This is a genomic window from Pseudonocardia sp. EC080619-01 (assembly GCF_001420995.1).
Classification (GTDB): Bacteria; Actinomycetota; Actinomycetes; order Mycobacteriales; family Pseudonocardiaceae; genus Pseudonocardia.
Genome location: NZ_CP012184.1, coordinates 4,030,479 through 4,046,014, shown reverse-complemented (window position 1 = coordinate 4,046,014; position 15,536 = coordinate 4,030,479). Strand labels below are relative to the sequence as shown.

The window sequence follows — 15,536 nt, the reverse complement described above, 5'->3', positions numbered from 1 at the left end:
AGCAAGCTTCGTTGGCAGGTGGGCGGGCGGCCACCATACCCACGCCGTCCGGCGACGCGGACGCACCGAACGGTGGGGGTGACCAGTGGCACACACCCCTACTCGCGAGTAGTCAAGGTACCTTCTGCCCCCATGACGACAACCGAGGATGCTCTGTCGCCGCTGGTCGTGGCCGTGGACCACGTGGGTATCGCCGTGCCGGACCTGGACGAGGCGATCCGCTGGTACGCCGAGAACCTGGGGCTCGTCTCCGTGCACGAGGAGACCAACACCGAGCAGGGCGTGCGTGAGGCCATGCTGGGCGCTCCCGGCGAGGCGAGCGGCGCCACCAAGGTCCAGCTGCTCGCGCCGCTGGACGAGAACTCGACCATCGCGAAGTTCATCGACCGCAACGGCCCGGGCCTGCAGCAGGTCGCCTACCGGGTCACCGACGTCGCCGCCGCGGCGGACGCGCTGCGAGCCAAGGGCCTGCGCCTGCTCTACGACGAGCCGCGCCGGGGCACGTCCGACTCGAAGGTCAACTTCGTGCACCCGAAGGACGCCGGCGGCGTGCTGGTCGAGCTGGTCGAACCGGCCGCGGACGGGCACTGACCCGCACCGATCGGGCGCGGACACCCGTCCCGAAGGACAGTACGGGCGTCCGGTGGCCTCGCTCACGAAGCCGTCGTCGGGTATCACCACCACCGGGCCGTAGCGGTTAACATACTACGCAGTAACTTGCGGTATCCCAAGCAAAGCCGGGCGTACGCGCCCGGGCCACTCCCCTAGCAACGTCGCCATCGGAGGCCAGCAGTGAAGGACATCCGCGACGCCATCCTCGCCGGGCAGTTCGCCGACGTCGGTGGCCTGGAGGTGCCCGAGTCCTACCAGGGCGTCACCGTCCGGGCCGAGGACGCCGACATGTTCGAGGGCCTGCCCACCAAGGAGAAGGACCCGCGCAAGAGCCTGCGGCTCGAGGACGTGCCGGTCCCCGAGCTGGGGCCGGGCGAGGCGCTGGTGGCGGTCATGGCCAGCGCCATCAACTACAACACCGTCTGGACGTCGATCTTCGAGCCGGTCTCGACGTTCAGCTTCCTGAAGCGCTACGGGAAGCTCTCCCCGCTGACCGCGCGCCACGACCTGCCGTACCACGTGGTCGGGTCCGACCTGGCCGGCGTCGTCGTGCGCACCGGGCCGGGCGTCAACAGCTGGAAGGCCGGCGACCAGGTCGTCGCGCACTGCCTGTCCGTCGAGCTGGAGAGCCCCGACGGGCACTCCGACACGATGATGGACCCGGAGCAGCGGATCTGGGGCTTCGAGACCAACTTCGGCGGCCTCGCCGAGCTGGCGCTGGTGAAGTCGAACCAGCTCATGCCGAAGCCCGACCACCTCACCTGGGAGGAGGCCGCGTCCCCGGGCCTGGTCAACTCCACCGCCTACCGCCAGCTGGTGTCGAAGAACGGCGCCGACATGAAGCAGGGCGACGTCGTCCTGATCTGGGGCGCGTCCGGCGGCCTCGGCTCCTACGCCACCCAGTTCGCGCTGAACGGCGGCGCCACCCCGGTCTGCGTCGTCTCCTCCGAGGAGAAGGCCCAGATCTGCCGGGACATGGGCGCCGAGCTGGTGATCGACCGCAACGCCGAGGGCTACAAGTTCTGGAAGGACCCGCAGACCCAGGACCCGAAGGAGTGGAAGCGCCTCGGCGCGAAGATCCGCGAGCTGACCGGCGGTGAGGACCCGGACATCGTGTTCGAGCACCCCGGGCGGGAGACCTTCGGCGCCTCGGTCTACGTCACCCGCAAGGGCGGTCAGATCGTCACCTGTGCCTCGACCTCGGGCTACATGCACGAGTTCGACAACCGGTACCTGTGGATGAACCTCAAGCGGATCGTCGGCTCGCACTTCGCGAACTACCGCGAGGCGTTCGAGGCCAACCGGCTGATCTCGAAGGGCATGATCCACCCTACGCTGTCCCGGGTGTACCCGCTGGCCGAGACCGGCCAGGCAGCCTTCGACGTCCACCAGAACACGCACCAGGGCAAGGTCGGCGTGCTCGCGCTGGCCCCCGAGGAGGGCCTGGGCGTGGCCGACCAGGAGAAGCGGGAGCGTCACCTCGACGGCATCAACCGCTTCCGCGGCGTCTGACACATCCCCTCTCGAAGGGCGTGGGGCCCGTCCGTGCCACACGGACGGGCCCCACGTCCATACCGGGGTGAACATGGTGACGTGCGGCCGTCGAACTCACGACCGTGCAACGTGGGCGACGGTACGGTGACGGGCATGGCCGGTGACCACGATGTGCCCGTACCCCGGACCGGTTTCTCGATCGCGCGCCGGGGCTACGACCAGGCGCAAGTCGACAGCCACCTGCGCCGGCTCGACGCCGAGGTGCGGATGCTGGCCGCCGATCGTGACGCCTCGGTCTCCCAGAACACCCGGTTGAGCCGCGAGCTGGACGACGCGCGCACCCGCACCGAGGCGATGCAGCAGCAGGTCAACCGGCTCGCCGGCCCGCCGCAGAGCGTGCAGGGCATGAGCGAGCGGCTGCGGTCGATGCTCCGGCTGGCCGAGGACGAGGTCACCGAGATGCACGCCAAGGCGGACCGGGAGATCGCCGACCAGCGTCAGCAGGCCGACGACCACGCCCACCGGGTCCTCACCGACGCCCGGTCCCGGGCCGAGCAGATCACCGCCGACGCCGAGGCGCACCGGGCCGAACTGGACCGGAAGGCCGAGCAGCGGGACCGCGAGCTCGACGACAAGCAGGCCCGGGTCGAGCGCGAGCTCGCCGAGCTGAAGGAGCGCACCGAGGCCGAGCTCGCGGAGCTGACGTCCACCACGGAGCGGTCGCTGGCCGAGCAGCGGCAGAACACCGAGCGGGAGCTCGGCGAGCAGGAGCGGACCGTCACCGAGCGGATCTCCCGCGCCGACACCGAGGCCCACGAGGTCCGCGAGCAGGTCGAGCACGACTTCCGGATCGCGATGGACCAGCGCCGTGCCGAGGCACTGACGTCGCTGTTCGCGGAGCGGGACGCCCTGTCCGATGAGATCCGACGGCGTCGCGCGGAGACCGACGAGGAGATCCGCCAGGCGCTCGAGCAGTCCCACGCCGAGGGTGAGCGGATCCGGTCGGACGCCCGCCGGGACGCCGAGGAGACCACCGGCCGTGCCCGTCGCCGGGTCGAGGAGCTCACCGAGCTGCGCAGCCGGGTGACCGAGCAGCTGCACTCGGCGCGGACCCTGATCGAGACCCAGGCCGGGGACCTGGACGCGGGCCCGTCCCTCGCCGACGTCCCGGAGCAGCCGGAGGCCACCGCCGCGGAGACGGGACAGGAGCCCACGGCGCCGCCGCGGCCCTCGCCGTCGCCCCGGGCCGGGGCCAACGGCCACACCAAGCACGCGGCCCGCTCCCGCTGAGGGACCGCGGGACCGTCAGTACCGGCGGAACCCCGGACGACGCCGGTCCCGCGCGTTCCAGCACGGCAGGTGCCAGTGCCTGCGGTCCTCGACCCCACCGAGGTCGTCGGCGGGCCACGCGACCACGTGCGGGGTGCCCGACGGCAGGAGCTGGTCGCAGCCCGGGCACCGGTAGTTCTTCACCGACGACCCGCCGGGCACCCGGCGGACGTTCCACTCGCCGTCGCGGCCGCTCTCCCGCGACGTGATCATGCCGCTGCCGAGTGGCGGCGCGACGGGACGGCCCCGCCCCCTCTCCGTGGGGCGGGGCCGTCTCGATCGTCCGCGGGCCATACGACCAGTCTGACTCAGCGTGCGGTGTAGTCCCGGAACCCGTGCCCGGTCTTGCGGCCGAGCCGCCCCGCGGTCACCAGGTGCTCCAGCAGCGGCGCCGGGGCGAACCCGGACTGGCGGAACTCCGAGTACAGCGAACGCTCGATCGCCAGCGAGACGTCGAGGCCCACCACGTCGAGCAGCTCGAACGGTCCCATCGGGAGCGCGCAGCCGGTCTTCATGGCGGCGTCGATGTCGTCGGCGGTCGCGTAGTGCGCCTCCAGCATCTTCACCGCGTCGTTCAGGTACGGGAACAGCAGCGCGTTGACGATGAACCCGGCGCGGTCGCCGCAGCTCACCGGCACCTTCTTCAGGTTCTTGGTCACCTGCAGGACGGTCGCGGCGACGTCGCGCGAGGTGCCGATCGTCGAGACGACCTCGACCAGCTTCATCACCGGTGCCGGGTTGAAGAAGTGCATGCCGATCACGTCGCCGGGCCGCTGGGTGGCGGCGGCGCACTCGACGACCGGCAGCGACGACGTCGTCGTCGCGAGGATCGCGCCGGGCTTGCAGATCTCGTCCAGCGCGCCGAACATCGCCCGCTTGACGTCGAGCTCCTCGGCGACGGCCTCGACGACGAGGTCGACGTCGGCCATGTCCTCCAGCTGCGTGGTGCCGGTGATCCGGCCGACGATCGTGTCGCGGTCGGCCTCCTCCAGCTTGCCGCGGGCGACCGCCTTGTCCAGGGACTTGCGCACGTGCGCGATCGAGCCGTCGACCTTGGACTCGCTGCGCCCGCGGACGACGACGTCGTACCCGGCCTTGGCGAACACCTCGACGATGCCCGAGGCCATGGTGCCGGTGCCGACGACGCCGACCCGGTCGACCCCGCGCAGCGTGACGTCCTCGGGGACCGCCGACGACGGCGTCTCACCGTCGGCGACGACGGTCGAGCTGTGCGGCGCCTCGTAGGTGTAGAAGCCGCGCCCGGCCTTCCGGCCCAGCAGCCCGGCCGTGATCATCTGCTTGAACACCGGGTTCGGCGCGTGCAGCAGGTTGCGCGACTCCCGGTACATCGTCTCGAGGATCTCGTAGGCGGTGTCCAGCCCGATCAGGTCGAGCAGCGCGAGCGGGCCCATCGGGTAGCCGCAGCCGTAGCGCATGCCGGCGTCGAGGTCCTCGCGACTGGCGTAGCGCTCGGCGTACATCTTCGCCGCGTGGTTGAGGTAGCCGAAGAGCAGCGCGTTCGCGATGAAGCCGGCGCGGTCGCCGATCACGACCGGGACCTTGCCGAGCGAGTCGGCGAAGGTCTGCACGTCGTCGATCACGTCCGGCTCGGTGACGACGGTGCGCACCACCTCGACCAGCTTCTGCACCGGCGCCGGGTTGAAGAAGTGCATCCCGACGACCTTGCCGGGACGCTTGGTGCGCACGGCCAGCTCGGTCACCGACAGCGACGAGGTGTTGGAGCAGAGGATCGTGTCCTCGCCGACGACGCCGTCGACCGCGGCGAACACCTCGGCCTTGGCCTCGAGGCTCTCCGGGATCGCCTCGACGACGAGCTGGGCGGGGGCCAGGTCGGAGAGCGACGTCGTGACGGTGATCCGCCCGAGCAGCTCGTCGGCCTGCTCCTGGGTGAGCTTCCCGCGCTCGATCGCGCGCCCGGTGGAGGCGGCCAGGTGGGCGCGTCCGCGCTCCCCCGCGGCCGCGTCGACCTCGACGGCGATCACCTCGAGGCCGTTGCGGGCGAAGACCTCCACGATCCCCGCACCCATCGTGCCGAGGCCGACCACACCGACCGTCCGGATCTCGCGTGCCACGCTGGAACCTCCCAGTTCGACGTCTCTGTCTCGCGTTGCGCGCGATCCTGCCATCCGGGAGTGCTACCGGTGGGTAACATGCGACCAGGGCCACCCCCGAAGCACAGGGTCAGGCCCTCCGGGCTCGTGAGTGGAAAACACGGCCCTGAAAGTGTTTTCCACTCACGAGCGCGTCAGCGCCCGTACCGCGCCTTCACGATCGAGGTGAGCGTCTGCATGGTCTTCGCCGTGCGACGGAAGCTCGTCACCGCGATCGGCATCGGGAACCGTGCGCGGGCGATCGCCTGGGAGCGGGTGAACTCGCGCAGCCCGTCGGCGCCGTGGATCCGGCCGAACCCGGACTCCCCCACCCCGCCGAACGGCAGCGACGGGATCCCGGCGAACGCGATGACACCGTTGACCGACACCATCCCGCACCGCAGCCGCTCGGCGATCTCCTCGCCGCGCTTCGCGGAGAACACGGTCGCGCCGAGGCCGTAGCCGGTGGCGTTGGCGCGGCGGACCGCCTCGTCGACGTCCGGGACGCGGTTCACCACCAGCAGCGGGCCGAACGTCTCCTCGGTCACGGCGACCGAGTCCTCCGGCACGTCGGCGATCACGACCGGCGAGATGGAGCCGCCCTCGTCGGGCACGGAGCCGGCGCCGCCGACGATCGCCCGGCCGCCCTTCTCCAGCGCGTCGGTGACGTGCCGGCGCACGGTCCCGGTCTGCGACGGCATCGTCATCGGCCCGAGGTCGCCCTCGTTCGCGGCCGTGCCGACCTGCAGCTTCGACGCCGTCGCGCGGACCTTCTCCAGGAAGCGCCCGGCGACCGACTCGACGACGTAGACGCGCTCGACGCCCACGCAGGTCTGGCCGGCGTTGGACATCCCGCCCCAGACGGCGGCGTCCGCGGCGGCGTCCAGGTCGGCGTCGGCGTCGACGATCAGCGGGTCCTTGCCGCCGCACTCCATCAGCACCGGCACCAGGTTCTCCGCACACGCGGCCATCACCTTGCGCCCGGTCGCTGCCGACCCGGTGAAGGCGATCTTGCCGATGCCCGGGGCGCGGCACAGCTCGGCGCCGGTCGCCCCGTACCCGGTGACGACCGTCAGCAGCGGGTGGCGACCGACCTCCGGGATCGCCTCGGCGAGGGTGCGGGCGAGCTCGTGCCCGACCCCGGGGGTCAGCTCGGACGGCTTGAACACCACGGTGTTGCCGGCGGCGAGCGCGTAGGCGATCGAGCCCATCGGCGTGAACACCGGGTAGTTCCACGGCCCGATGACGCCGACGACGCCCAGCGGCCGGTAGCGCAGCGACGCCGCCTGGTTCGCCATCAGCAGGCCCGGCGACACCGACCGCTTCCCGAGCACCTTCTTCGCGTTGGCCGAGGCCCAGTCCAGGTGGTCGATCGCCAGGACGACCTCGAGCCGGGCGTCGTCGAAGGGCTTGCCGGACTCGTCGGACACGACCCGCGCGACGCGGTCGAGCTGGGCGACCAGCACCTTGCGCCACGCGGCCAGGCGGCGGCGCCGCTCGGCGAAGTCGAGGCCGCCCCACCAGGCGGCCGCCCCGGCCGCGTCACGGACGGCGGCGCGGACGTGCTCGCGGTCGTGCACCGGGTAGCGGGCCAGCTCGGCACCGGTGCGCGGGGACAGCGAGGCGAAGTCCTCGGGCGTGGGAGTCGTGGTCGCGGCGGAGTCAGCGGCGGTGGCACTCACGTGATCAGCGTAAACGGCGGTGGGAGGCACCGCCGGGCCCGCGCTGGCCCGCGGGTGCCGCGTCGTCCCCGCTCCTCGACGCGGCCCGCTCCGCGGCCCGCCGCACGTCACACGGGTGACGTCGGCGGCCGCTCTGGGGTCCCGGGCACGCCCTGCAGTCCCCGCCGGGCGTGGCGACGTGCTCGGCCAGCAGGGTCCGCAGGAGGTCCGGACGAGCGGCGATGAACTCGACGAGCGCGTCGTCGGAGGGCGTGGTCACGTCGCCGGAGGCTAGGGAGCACCTGACCGAAACAGCGAGAACCTTTCGCGTTGTTTCTCCTCAGCTGCCAGGCGATTCGGAGCGCTTCTTTCCCGGGTCGTCGTCGGGCAGGTCGGCGAGCTCCTCGGCCAGCCGGTGGACGACCTGCCGGGCGGCCCGGCCGTACCGTGCGGCCCCGGCGATCGCCTCGAAGACCTCGCGGTACAGCTCGATCTCCGGCTGCTGGGTGAGGTTGAGCTCCGCCGAGAACGTCTCGACGACCACACGCTCGTCGTCGAGCAACCAGAACCCGTGGGACGGCACGACCGGACACGGATCCGAGAGGTCCAGGACCCCGAGACGTACCGCCGGCAGCATGGAGACGGTCATGATCCGGTCGAGCTGCCCCACCAGGACAGATGCGGGACAGAGCCGGTTCCTCAGGGCCGACTCCGTGACCACGAGGTGGAACCGCTTGTCCGCCCGGTAGAGCGCGTCCTGCCGCCGGACCCGTTCGGCGACGGCGCTCTCGAGGTCGTGCTGCGCCCCGAACAGCCGGGCCGACTCGATGAACCGGTGGCGCGCGTACTCGGGCGTCTGCAGGATCCCGGGAACCACCGCGGGCTCGAAGACGCGGAAGAAGCTCGTGATCTCGTCGAACCGGCGGATCCGCTGCTGGACCGGCAACAGTCCGCCGCGCAGCTGACGGCGCCATTCGGAGTGCTGCAGCTCCAGCGCGTGCAACGACGCCAGCAGGGACTCGAGATCGTCGGGCGCGTCGGCGATCCGGACCCATCCGCGCACGTCGTCGTCGGTCGGGGTCTGGCGGCCGTTCTCCAGCTTCGACACCTTCGACGGCGGCCAGGACAGTGCCTGGGCCAGCGCTCGGCCACTCAGTCCCGCCGCGGTGCGCACCTCGCGGAGACGGGCGCCGAGTGCGGCGCGGGCGTCATGGACGTCGAGGTTTCCCGACGCTCTCCTCAGCGGCACGGTCGTCCCGTCGGCGAGCGCGTGACCACGACGAGAAACCGAGCACGCACCACGGCCTCCGGAAGAGAAAGTTTCGCGAATGGCCTTCGCAGTGTGGCGACGCCAGCCCACGGGGTCAACGACGTACCGGAGGAACGGTGCCGGGAGGGCTCCCGGCACACCCGGTGTGCACTGCACGACGTGTCCCACGATCACCCGGCCCGCCCCCGGAACCGTCCGCACCCTGCACCCGTGCCGTGGAGACCTGCGGTGCCGATCGCGTCGATCCTGCTGGCCGCACTGGTCGTCACCGGCTGCGCAGCCGGCCGGACCGAGGGAGCGGCGCCCGCTGCCACCGGAGTCCCGACCACGGCCTCGGCACCTCCCACGACCACCGCAGCACCGGATCCGACGTGCACGGGGTCGATGGAGCGCCGCACCGACGGCCGCACGTCGACGAACTTCGGCGGCGGGGCCGGCGGCACCCTGCAGACCAGCGACGCGGGGACGTTCGTCAGCTGCGGGGACGGGCCCCGGATCCGCATCCGGATCGACCCGGGGGCGGCGCTCGTCGCGAGCTTCGAGGGTCGCGACGTGCGCATCGGCGAGCGCCGCTCCGACGCCGTCGGCCCCTACCGGGTCGCCGTCACCTCGCTGACCGGGAACGCCGTCCGGTTCACCGTCACGCCGTGACGGGTCCTCGTCCTCAGAACAGCCGCATGTCCTTCGACGTCATCCCGCGCAGCTCGTCGTAGTCGACGGTCAGGCAGCGGATGCCGCGGTCGGTGGCCAGGGTGCGCGCCTGCGGCTTGATCTGCTGGGCCGCGAACACGCCCTGCACCGGGGCGAGCAGCGGGTCGCGGTTCATCAGCTCCAGGTACCGGGTGAGCTGCTCGACGCCGTCGATCTCGCCGCGGCGCTTGATCTCGACCGCGACGTGCCCGCCGTCGCCGTCCCGGCAGAGCAGGTCGACCGGCCCGACGGCGGTCATGTACTCGCGGCGGACGAGCGTCCAGCCGTCACCGAAGGTCTCGGGGTGGGCGGCGAGCAGCTCCTGCAGGTGCGCCTCGACACCGTCCTTGACCAGGCCGGGATCGACACCGAGCTCGTGCGAGGAGTCGTGCAGCACCTCGTCGATGGTGATCACCAGCGACTCGTCGGCCTTGTTCTTCACCGTCCAGACGCCGGGCTCCTCGGTCAGCCAGCACGGCGGCGACATCCAGTTCAGCGGCTTGTAGGCGCGGTCGTCGGCGTGCACGCTCACCGAGCCGTCGGCCTTGACCAGCAGCAACCGGGGTGCCATGGGCAGGTGGGCGGTCAGCCGTCCGGCGTAGTCCACCTGGCAGCGGGCGATCACGAGACGCACCCGGCTCACTGTAAGGCGGCCCCGGTGCGCGACCGTCCCCGGCCTGGGCCAGGCTGGTCACCGTGATCGAGCAGACCTCCACCCGCCAGGTCTACGCGAACGACTGGATGACCGTCCGGGAGGACGGCATCCGCCTCTCCGACGGCACCGAGGGGATCTACGGGGTGGTCGACAAGCCGACCTACGCCCTGGTCGTCCCCCGCGACGACGACGGCCGCCTGCACCTGGTCGAGCAGTTCCGCTACCCGGTCGGCGAGCGCCGCTGGGAGTTCCCGGCCGGCACCGCGCCGGACCGCGCCGACCAGGACCCTGCCGAGCTGGCCGTGCGCGAGCTGGCCGAGGAGACCGGGCTCGCGGCGTCGTCGATGGCGCTGCTCGGGACGCTGGACTGCGCGCCGGGCATGTCCAGCCAGCGCGGACACGTCTACCTCGCGACCGGTCTGACCGAGGGCCCGCCGCGGCGCGAGCACCAGGAGCAGGACATGCGCGCCGCCTGGTTCACCGCGGTCGAGTTCGAGCGGATGATCCTCGACGGGCGGCTGACCGACGCGCAGACCCTCGCCGCCTACGCGCTGCTCCGCCTGCACGACGAGCGCCGGGCCGCGAGCGCCTGATCCTCCGCCGCGGTGAGCAGCTCGCGCAGCAGCACGGCGTCGAGCGGCGGGTCCCCGTCGAAGGAGTCCCGCACCAGGGCGGCGCCGCGGGCGTCGTGCCCGGCCGTCGGTTCCGACCGCACGACGACGGTCATCAGCCCGGCCCCCAGCGCCGCCTGCAGTCCCGGCGCGGAGTCCTCCACCGCGACCGCGCACGACGCCGGCAGCCCCAGCCGGCGCAGCGCGAGCCGGTAGGCCTGCGGGTCCGGCTTCAACGCGGTGACGTCGTCGCCGTACACCGCCACGTCGAGCGCCCCGGCGACGTCGCCGATCAGGTGCCGCACGAGCGGCTCGGCCCACTCCCGGCGCCCGGTCGTCACGACGCCGATCCGCGTACCGTGCCGCCGCAGGTCCGCGACCAGCGTCCGGACGCCCGGCCGGGCCGGGATCGAGCCGGAGCGGGCGTGCTCGGCGAAGAGCGCCGTCTTGGTGCGGTGCACCGCCGCGGCGACCCGGTCGGCCTCCACACCGGGCACCCCGCGGGTGCGCAGGTCCGCGGCGATCCGCTGCCGTCCGCCGGGGACCCGCAGCAGGCGGGTGTAGTGCGCCGGTGTCCAGTGCAGACCCAGGTCGTGCTCGGCGAAGGCCCGGTTGAAGGCCGGCCGGTGCCCGTCGCGCTCGGTCTCGGCGAGCGTCCCGTCGACGTCGAACAGCACCGCCTCCGGGGCGCTCACCGGCCCAGCTCCATCAGGTGGAACAGGATCAGCAGCTGGGCGATCGCCAGCGGCTCGCTGCGGCCGTCCCCGACGCGGCCCAGGCAGTCCGGGGTGTCGCGGCCCGCGTCGCCCATCTCGGCCCAGATCGACTTCTCCACCGCGACGCTCTCCTCGTGGGGCACGTAGCCGTGCACGTGCAGGGACTCGACCGGGCGGCCGTCCGGGTCCCGCTCCAGCTTGAGGTGCATCGCGCGGGTGAGCCCGGGCTGCATCACCCCGGACAGGTCCGGGTGCGGGATCGTCGGCCGCAGCATCACCGTCGCCGACAGCGGGGTGCCCTCCGGGTCGTCGCGGCTCTCGATCGGCGCGAACCGCACCACCAGGTCGGCGTGCCGGCGCTGCGGGCGGATGTGCTCGGCCGACTCGGGTTCGCGCCGGTCGAGCTCGGCCAGCACCTGGTCCGGGGTGTAGCCGCGCTTCGCGCAGTCGCGCTGCACCTTCCAGTCCCGCCGGATCTCCTCCGGCGGGTCCAGGTAGACGGTCACGTCGAAGCAGGCCCGCGACAGCTTCGAGTGCAGGGGCAGCAGCCCCTCGACGATGACGACCTCGGCCGGCTCGACCGGCTCCGGCCGGGCCAGCTCGCCGGTGGAGTGGTCGTAGACGGGCTTGAGCACGGGTTCGCCGGTGGCCAGCAGCTGGAGGTGCTGCTCCATGATCTCGACGAAGTTGCAGTCCGGGTGCAGCGCCGTGAACGGGAGGTCCCTGCGCTCGGCCCGGTCGTAGCGGTGGTAGTCGTCGGTGCACAGGGACACGCACCGGTCGGGCCCCAGCGCCTCGACCAGTCCGCGGGTCAGCGTGGTCTTGCCCGCGGCGCTGTCCCCCGCGATGGCGAGCATGATCGGTCGGCGGCGGGCCTCCTCGGGCCCGGCCCGCCGGATCCGCAGCGACTTGTCCGGCACGGCGTGCTCCTCTCCCGGTCGGGTCACCGACGCTAGGAACCGCGGGCCGGGCAGTCTCCCCCGGCACGGGGGACCCACCGGGGGAGACCGGCCCCTATCGTGGGCCGTATGACGCAGGCCACACCACTGCGACTGGTCGTGGTCGACGACCACGAGATGGTCGTCCAGGGGCTGAAGGCGATGCTCGCCCCGTTCCGTGGCCGCGTCCGGGTGGTCGGCACCGCGCACGACGTGACGGCCGCGATGGACGCGGCGCTGTCGCTGGCCCCGGACATCGTGCTGTGCGACGTCCGGATGGCGGGCGACTCCGGGCTCGACCTGTGCCGGCGTCTGCACGACCGGCTGCCCGGGCAGAAGGTCGTGCTGCTCAGCGTCTACGACGACGAGCAGTACCTGTTCCAGGCGCTGCGCGCCGGAGCGGCCGGCTACCTCCTGAAGCGGATCGGCGGCGAGGAGCTGGTGCGGCAGCTGGAGCTGGCCGCGACCGGGGTGACGGTCGTGGACGCGACGATGGCCGGCCGCGCGGCGGCCTCGGCGGCCCGGCTGGAACGCAACGAGTTCTGGCCCGGGGCCCGGCTGGGGCTCACCCACCGGGAGAGCGAGGTGCTGGCCCTGCTGGTCGCCGGGCACTCGAACCGCTCGGTCGCCGCGGAGCTGGTGATCGGCGAGGAGACGGTGAAGTCGCACGTCCGCTCGGTGCTGCGCAAGCTCGACGTCCCCGACCGGACGGCGGCGGTCGCCGCCGCGCTGCGCGAGGGCGTGTTCCGGTGACGGCGGCGGGGCGCGGCCTGGGGCTCGGCGACCCGGAGCGGGAGAACGCCGTGCTGCTCGGGATCATCGAGGCCACCGCGTCCGGGCCGGGAGTGGAGCCCCTCGCCGCCGCCGTCGCCCGCATGATCACCGAGGCGACCGCGACCGACGTCTGCTTCGTGCACGTCCTCGACGACACCGACACCGCGCTGACCCTCGCCGGCGCCACCCCGCCGTTCGACGCCCGCGTCGGGACCGTGCACCTGCCGCTCGGCCACGGCGTCAGCGGCTGGGTGGCCGCCCACCGCACCCCGGCCGTGATCACCGACGACAAGACGTCCGACCCGCGCTACCTGCCGATCCCGGAGCTGCGCGGGCAGGACTACACCTCGATGGTCTCGGTGCCGATGCTGTCCGAGCCCTACGGCCTCGCCGGGGTGCTCAACGTGCACACCGTGGACCGGCGCGAGTTCGGCGACCGCGACGTCCGGCTGCTGCTGGCGATCGGCAGGCTGCTGGCCGCGGCACTGCACCAGGCCCGCATGCACCGGCGGCTGCGCGCCCGGGAGCAGGCCCACGAGCGGTTCGCCGAGCAGACCGTCGCCGCGCAGGAGACGGAGCGGCGACGGCTCGCCCGCGACATCCACGACGGCATCTCGCAGCGGCTGGTCACGCTGTCGTTCCACCTCGACGCCGCGGGCACCCTGCTCGGCCACGGCGACACCGGCGGGGCCCGCACCGAGCTGGCCTGCGCCGCCGGGCTGGTCGGCACCACGCTGGACGAGGCGCGGGCGGCGATCGGGGCGCTGCGCCCGCCGGTGCTCGACGACCTCGGGCTGGCCGGGGCCCTCGCCGCGCTGGCCCGGGAGGTCCCGGAGCTCGACGTCCGGCTCGACCTCGACGAGCGACGGCTGCCCGACCACGTCGAGGTCGCCCTGTACCGGATCGCCCAGGAGGCGCTGCAGAACGTGCAGAAGCACGCGGGGGCGCACCGCGTCGTCGTCCGGCTGGCCGCCGACGACGGCGGGGTGCGCCTGGACATCACCGACGACGGCGGCGGGTTCGCGACCCACGGCGGGCCGCCCGGCGGGTACGGGATGGCCTCCATGCGGGAGCGCGCCGAGCTGATCGGCGGGACGCTGCGGGTGCGCGCACGACCGGGATCGGGGACGACGGTGGTGGTCACCGCCCCGGGCGACACTGAGCCGATCGACGAAGAGTCCGCTCGGAACACTCGATTGTCCGACTGACGGTCGCGCCGCACTCTGAGGTCCATGAGCGACCGATGGAGCGCGGGTGTCATCCCCTACGCGGAGATGGGGTACTGGCAGCCCGACTACGAACCCAAGGACACCGACCTGCTCTGCGCGTTCCGGGTCACCCCGCAGGACGGGGTGCCACCGGAGGAAGCGGGGGCCGCCGTCGCCGGGGAGTCCAGCACCGCCACCTGGACCGTGGTCTGGACCGACCGGCTGACGACCTACGAGCACTACCAGGCCAAGTGCTACGCCGTGGAGCCCGTGCCGAACACGCCGGGCCAGTGGATCGCCTACATCGCCTACGACCTCGACCTGTTCGAGGAGGGCTCGATCGCGAACCTGACGAGCTCGATCATCGGCAACGTCTTCGGCTTCAAGCCGCTCAAGGCGCTGCGCCTGGAGGACATGCGGATCCCGGCGCACTACGTGAAGACCTTCCCCGGACCGCCGCACGGCATCGTCACCGAGCGCGAGTACCTGGACAAGTTCGGCCGCCCGCTGCTCGGCGCCACCACCAAGCCGAAGCTGGGGCTGTCCGCCCGGAACTACGGCCGGGTCGTCTACGAGGCGCTGCGCGGCGGCCTGGACTTCACCAAGGACGACGAGAACATCAACTCGCAGCCCTTCATGCGCTGGCGGGACCGGTACCTGGCGTGCATGGAGGCGGTGAACCGGGCACAGGCCGCGACCGGCGAGGTGAAGGGGCACTACCTCAACGTCACCGCGGCGACGATGGAGGACATGTACGAGCGGGCGGAGTTCGCCCGCGAGCTGGGCAGCGTGATCGTCATGGTGGACCTGACGGTCGGTTACACCGCGATCCAGTCGCTCTCGACGTGGGCGCGCCGCAACGGCGTGATCCTGCACCTGCACCGGGCCGGGCACGGCACCTACACCCGGCAGAAGAACCACGGCGTCAGCTTCCGGGTGATCGCCAAGTGGATGCGGCTGGCCGGGGTGGACCACATCCACGCGGGCACCGTCGTCGGGAAGCTGGAGGGGGACCCGAATGCGGTCGCCGGGTTCTACGACGTCCTGCGCAAGGGCCGCTACGCCGCCGACCCGGTGAAGGGCCTCTACTTCGACCAGGACTGGGTGTCGATGCCGGCGACGATGCCCGTCGCCTCCGGCGGGATCCACGCCGGGCAGATGCACCAGCTGTTGCACCACCTCGGAGAGGACACCGTGCTCCAGTTCGGCGGCGGCACGATCGGGCACCCGATGGGCATCGCCGCCGGTGCCGAGGCCAACCGGGTCGCCGTCGAGGCGATGATCAAGGCCCGCAACGAGGGCGCTGACTACCTCGCCCAGGGCCCGGAGATCCTGCGCGCGGCCGCGAGGCGCAACCGGCCGCTCGAGACCGCGCTGGCGACCTGGGGCGACGTCACCTTCGACTACGCCTCGACCGACACCCCGGACGTCGTGAGCACGCCGACCCCGGCCTGAGCAGGAGGACCA

Annotated in this window: 15 protein-coding genes; 8 read left to right on the top strand and 7 right to left on the bottom strand. The window is 72.5% G+C overall.

Annotated elements, in window-relative coordinates:
• The first annotated feature begins 132 nt into the window (after positions 1 to 132).
• From mce to AD017_RS18920, 3 genes are all read left to right on the top strand, one after another.
• Positions 133 to 591: a methylmalonyl-CoA epimerase gene (gene mce, locus AD017_RS18930; protein ID WP_029239527.1), complete on the top strand. Its 459-nt coding sequence runs from the start codon at positions 133 to 135 to the stop codon at positions 589 to 591.
• Positions 592 to 792: 201 nt separating this feature from the next.
• Positions 793 to 2,124 (top strand): crotonyl-CoA carboxylase/reductase, encoded by a 1,332-nt coding sequence (gene ccrA, locus AD017_RS18925; RefSeq protein ID WP_010230010.1) that lies wholly within the window; start codon positions 793 to 795, stop codon positions 2,122 to 2,124.
• Positions 2,125 to 2,259: 135 nt separating this feature from the next.
• Positions 2,260 to 3,396 carry a hypothetical protein gene (locus AD017_RS18920; protein WP_145982535.1) on the top strand — a complete coding sequence of 379 codons (1,137 nt, stop codon included), beginning with the start codon at positions 2,260 to 2,262 and terminating at the stop codon, positions 3,394 to 3,396.
• 15 nt (positions 3,397 to 3,411) lie between these two features.
• Here AD017_RS18920 and AD017_RS18915 read toward each other — a convergent pair whose 3' ends face one another.
• From AD017_RS18915 to AD017_RS18895, 4 genes are all read right to left on the bottom strand, one after another.
• Positions 3,412 to 3,648 (bottom strand): hypothetical protein, encoded by a 237-nt coding sequence (locus AD017_RS18915; RefSeq protein ID WP_145982534.1) that lies wholly within the window; start codon positions 3,646 to 3,648, stop codon positions 3,412 to 3,414.
• Between the two features lie 95 nt (positions 3,649 to 3,743).
• Positions 3,744 to 5,528, bottom strand: a complete 1,785-nt coding sequence (locus AD017_RS18910; RefSeq protein ID WP_060574978.1) for a 3-hydroxyacyl-CoA dehydrogenase family protein — start codon at positions 5,526 to 5,528, stop codon at positions 3,744 to 3,746.
• Positions 5,529 to 5,701: 173 nt separating this feature from the next.
• Positions 5,702 to 7,228 (bottom strand): aldehyde dehydrogenase family protein, encoded by a 1,527-nt coding sequence (locus tag AD017_RS18905; protein WP_060574977.1) that lies wholly within the window; start codon positions 7,226 to 7,228, stop codon positions 5,702 to 5,704.
• Between the two features lie 319 nt (positions 7,229 to 7,547).
• Positions 7,548 to 8,456, bottom strand: coding sequence for a helix-turn-helix transcriptional regulator (locus AD017_RS18895; RefSeq protein WP_227012778.1), 909 nt, complete (start codon positions 8,454 to 8,456; stop codon positions 7,548 to 7,550).
• A 249-nt stretch (positions 8,457 to 8,705) separates the two neighbouring features.
• Between AD017_RS18895 and AD017_RS18890 the strand changes: the two genes are divergently transcribed.
• Positions 8,706 to 9,128, top strand: a complete 423-nt coding sequence (locus tag AD017_RS18890) for a hypothetical protein (protein WP_060574975.1) — start codon at positions 8,706 to 8,708, stop codon at positions 9,126 to 9,128.
• A 13-nt stretch (positions 9,129 to 9,141) separates the two neighbouring features.
• Here the strand turns inward: AD017_RS18890 and nucS are convergent, their stop codons facing one another.
• Entirely contained in the window at positions 9,142 to 9,801 is a 660-nt protein-coding gene (gene nucS, locus AD017_RS18885) for an endonuclease NucS (protein WP_060574974.1), read from the bottom strand.
• Between the two features lie 107 nt (positions 9,802 to 9,908).
• On the opposite strand from nucS, the gene AD017_RS18880 reads away from it, so the two are divergent.
• Complete coding sequence (locus tag AD017_RS18880) at positions 9,909 to 10,415, top strand: NUDIX hydrolase (RefSeq protein WP_060576472.1); 507 nt, start codon at positions 9,909 to 9,911, stop codon at positions 10,413 to 10,415.
• Here the strand turns inward: AD017_RS18880 and AD017_RS18875 are convergent.
• Together AD017_RS18875 and AD017_RS18870 are read right to left on the bottom strand one after the other, a co-directional pair.
• A complete protein-coding gene (locus AD017_RS18875; protein ID WP_060574973.1) occupies positions 10,367 to 11,128 on the bottom strand; it encodes an HAD-IA family hydrolase in 762 nt (253 codons plus the stop codon). The genes AD017_RS18880 and AD017_RS18875 overlap by 49 nt on opposite strands.
• Complete coding sequence (locus tag AD017_RS18870) at positions 11,125 to 12,069, bottom strand: phosphoribulokinase (protein WP_010228028.1); 945 nt, start codon at positions 12,067 to 12,069, stop codon at positions 11,125 to 11,127. Before AD017_RS18870 ends, AD017_RS18875 begins: the two co-directional genes overlap by 4 nt.
• Positions 12,070 to 12,177: 108 nt before the next feature.
• Here AD017_RS18870 and AD017_RS18865 point away from each other — a divergent pair, with 108 nt between their 5' ends.
• From AD017_RS18865 to AD017_RS18855, 3 genes are read left to right on the top strand one after another with little or no spacing between them, the layout of a single operon-like run.
• On the top strand, positions 12,178 to 12,840 hold the full coding sequence (locus tag AD017_RS18865; protein ID WP_010228026.1) for a response regulator transcription factor: 663 nt from the start codon (positions 12,178 to 12,180) through the stop codon (positions 12,838 to 12,840).
• Positions 12,837 to 14,069, top strand: coding sequence for a GAF domain-containing sensor histidine kinase (locus AD017_RS18860; protein WP_082538266.1), 1,233 nt, complete (start codon positions 12,837 to 12,839; stop codon positions 14,067 to 14,069). Before AD017_RS18865 ends, AD017_RS18860 begins: the two co-directional genes overlap by 4 nt.
• 24 nt (positions 14,070 to 14,093) lie before the next feature.
• Entirely contained in the window at positions 14,094 to 15,524 is a 1,431-nt protein-coding gene (locus AD017_RS18855; protein WP_010228021.1) for a form I ribulose bisphosphate carboxylase large subunit, read from the top strand.
• Positions 15,525 to 15,536 lie beyond the last annotated feature (12 nt).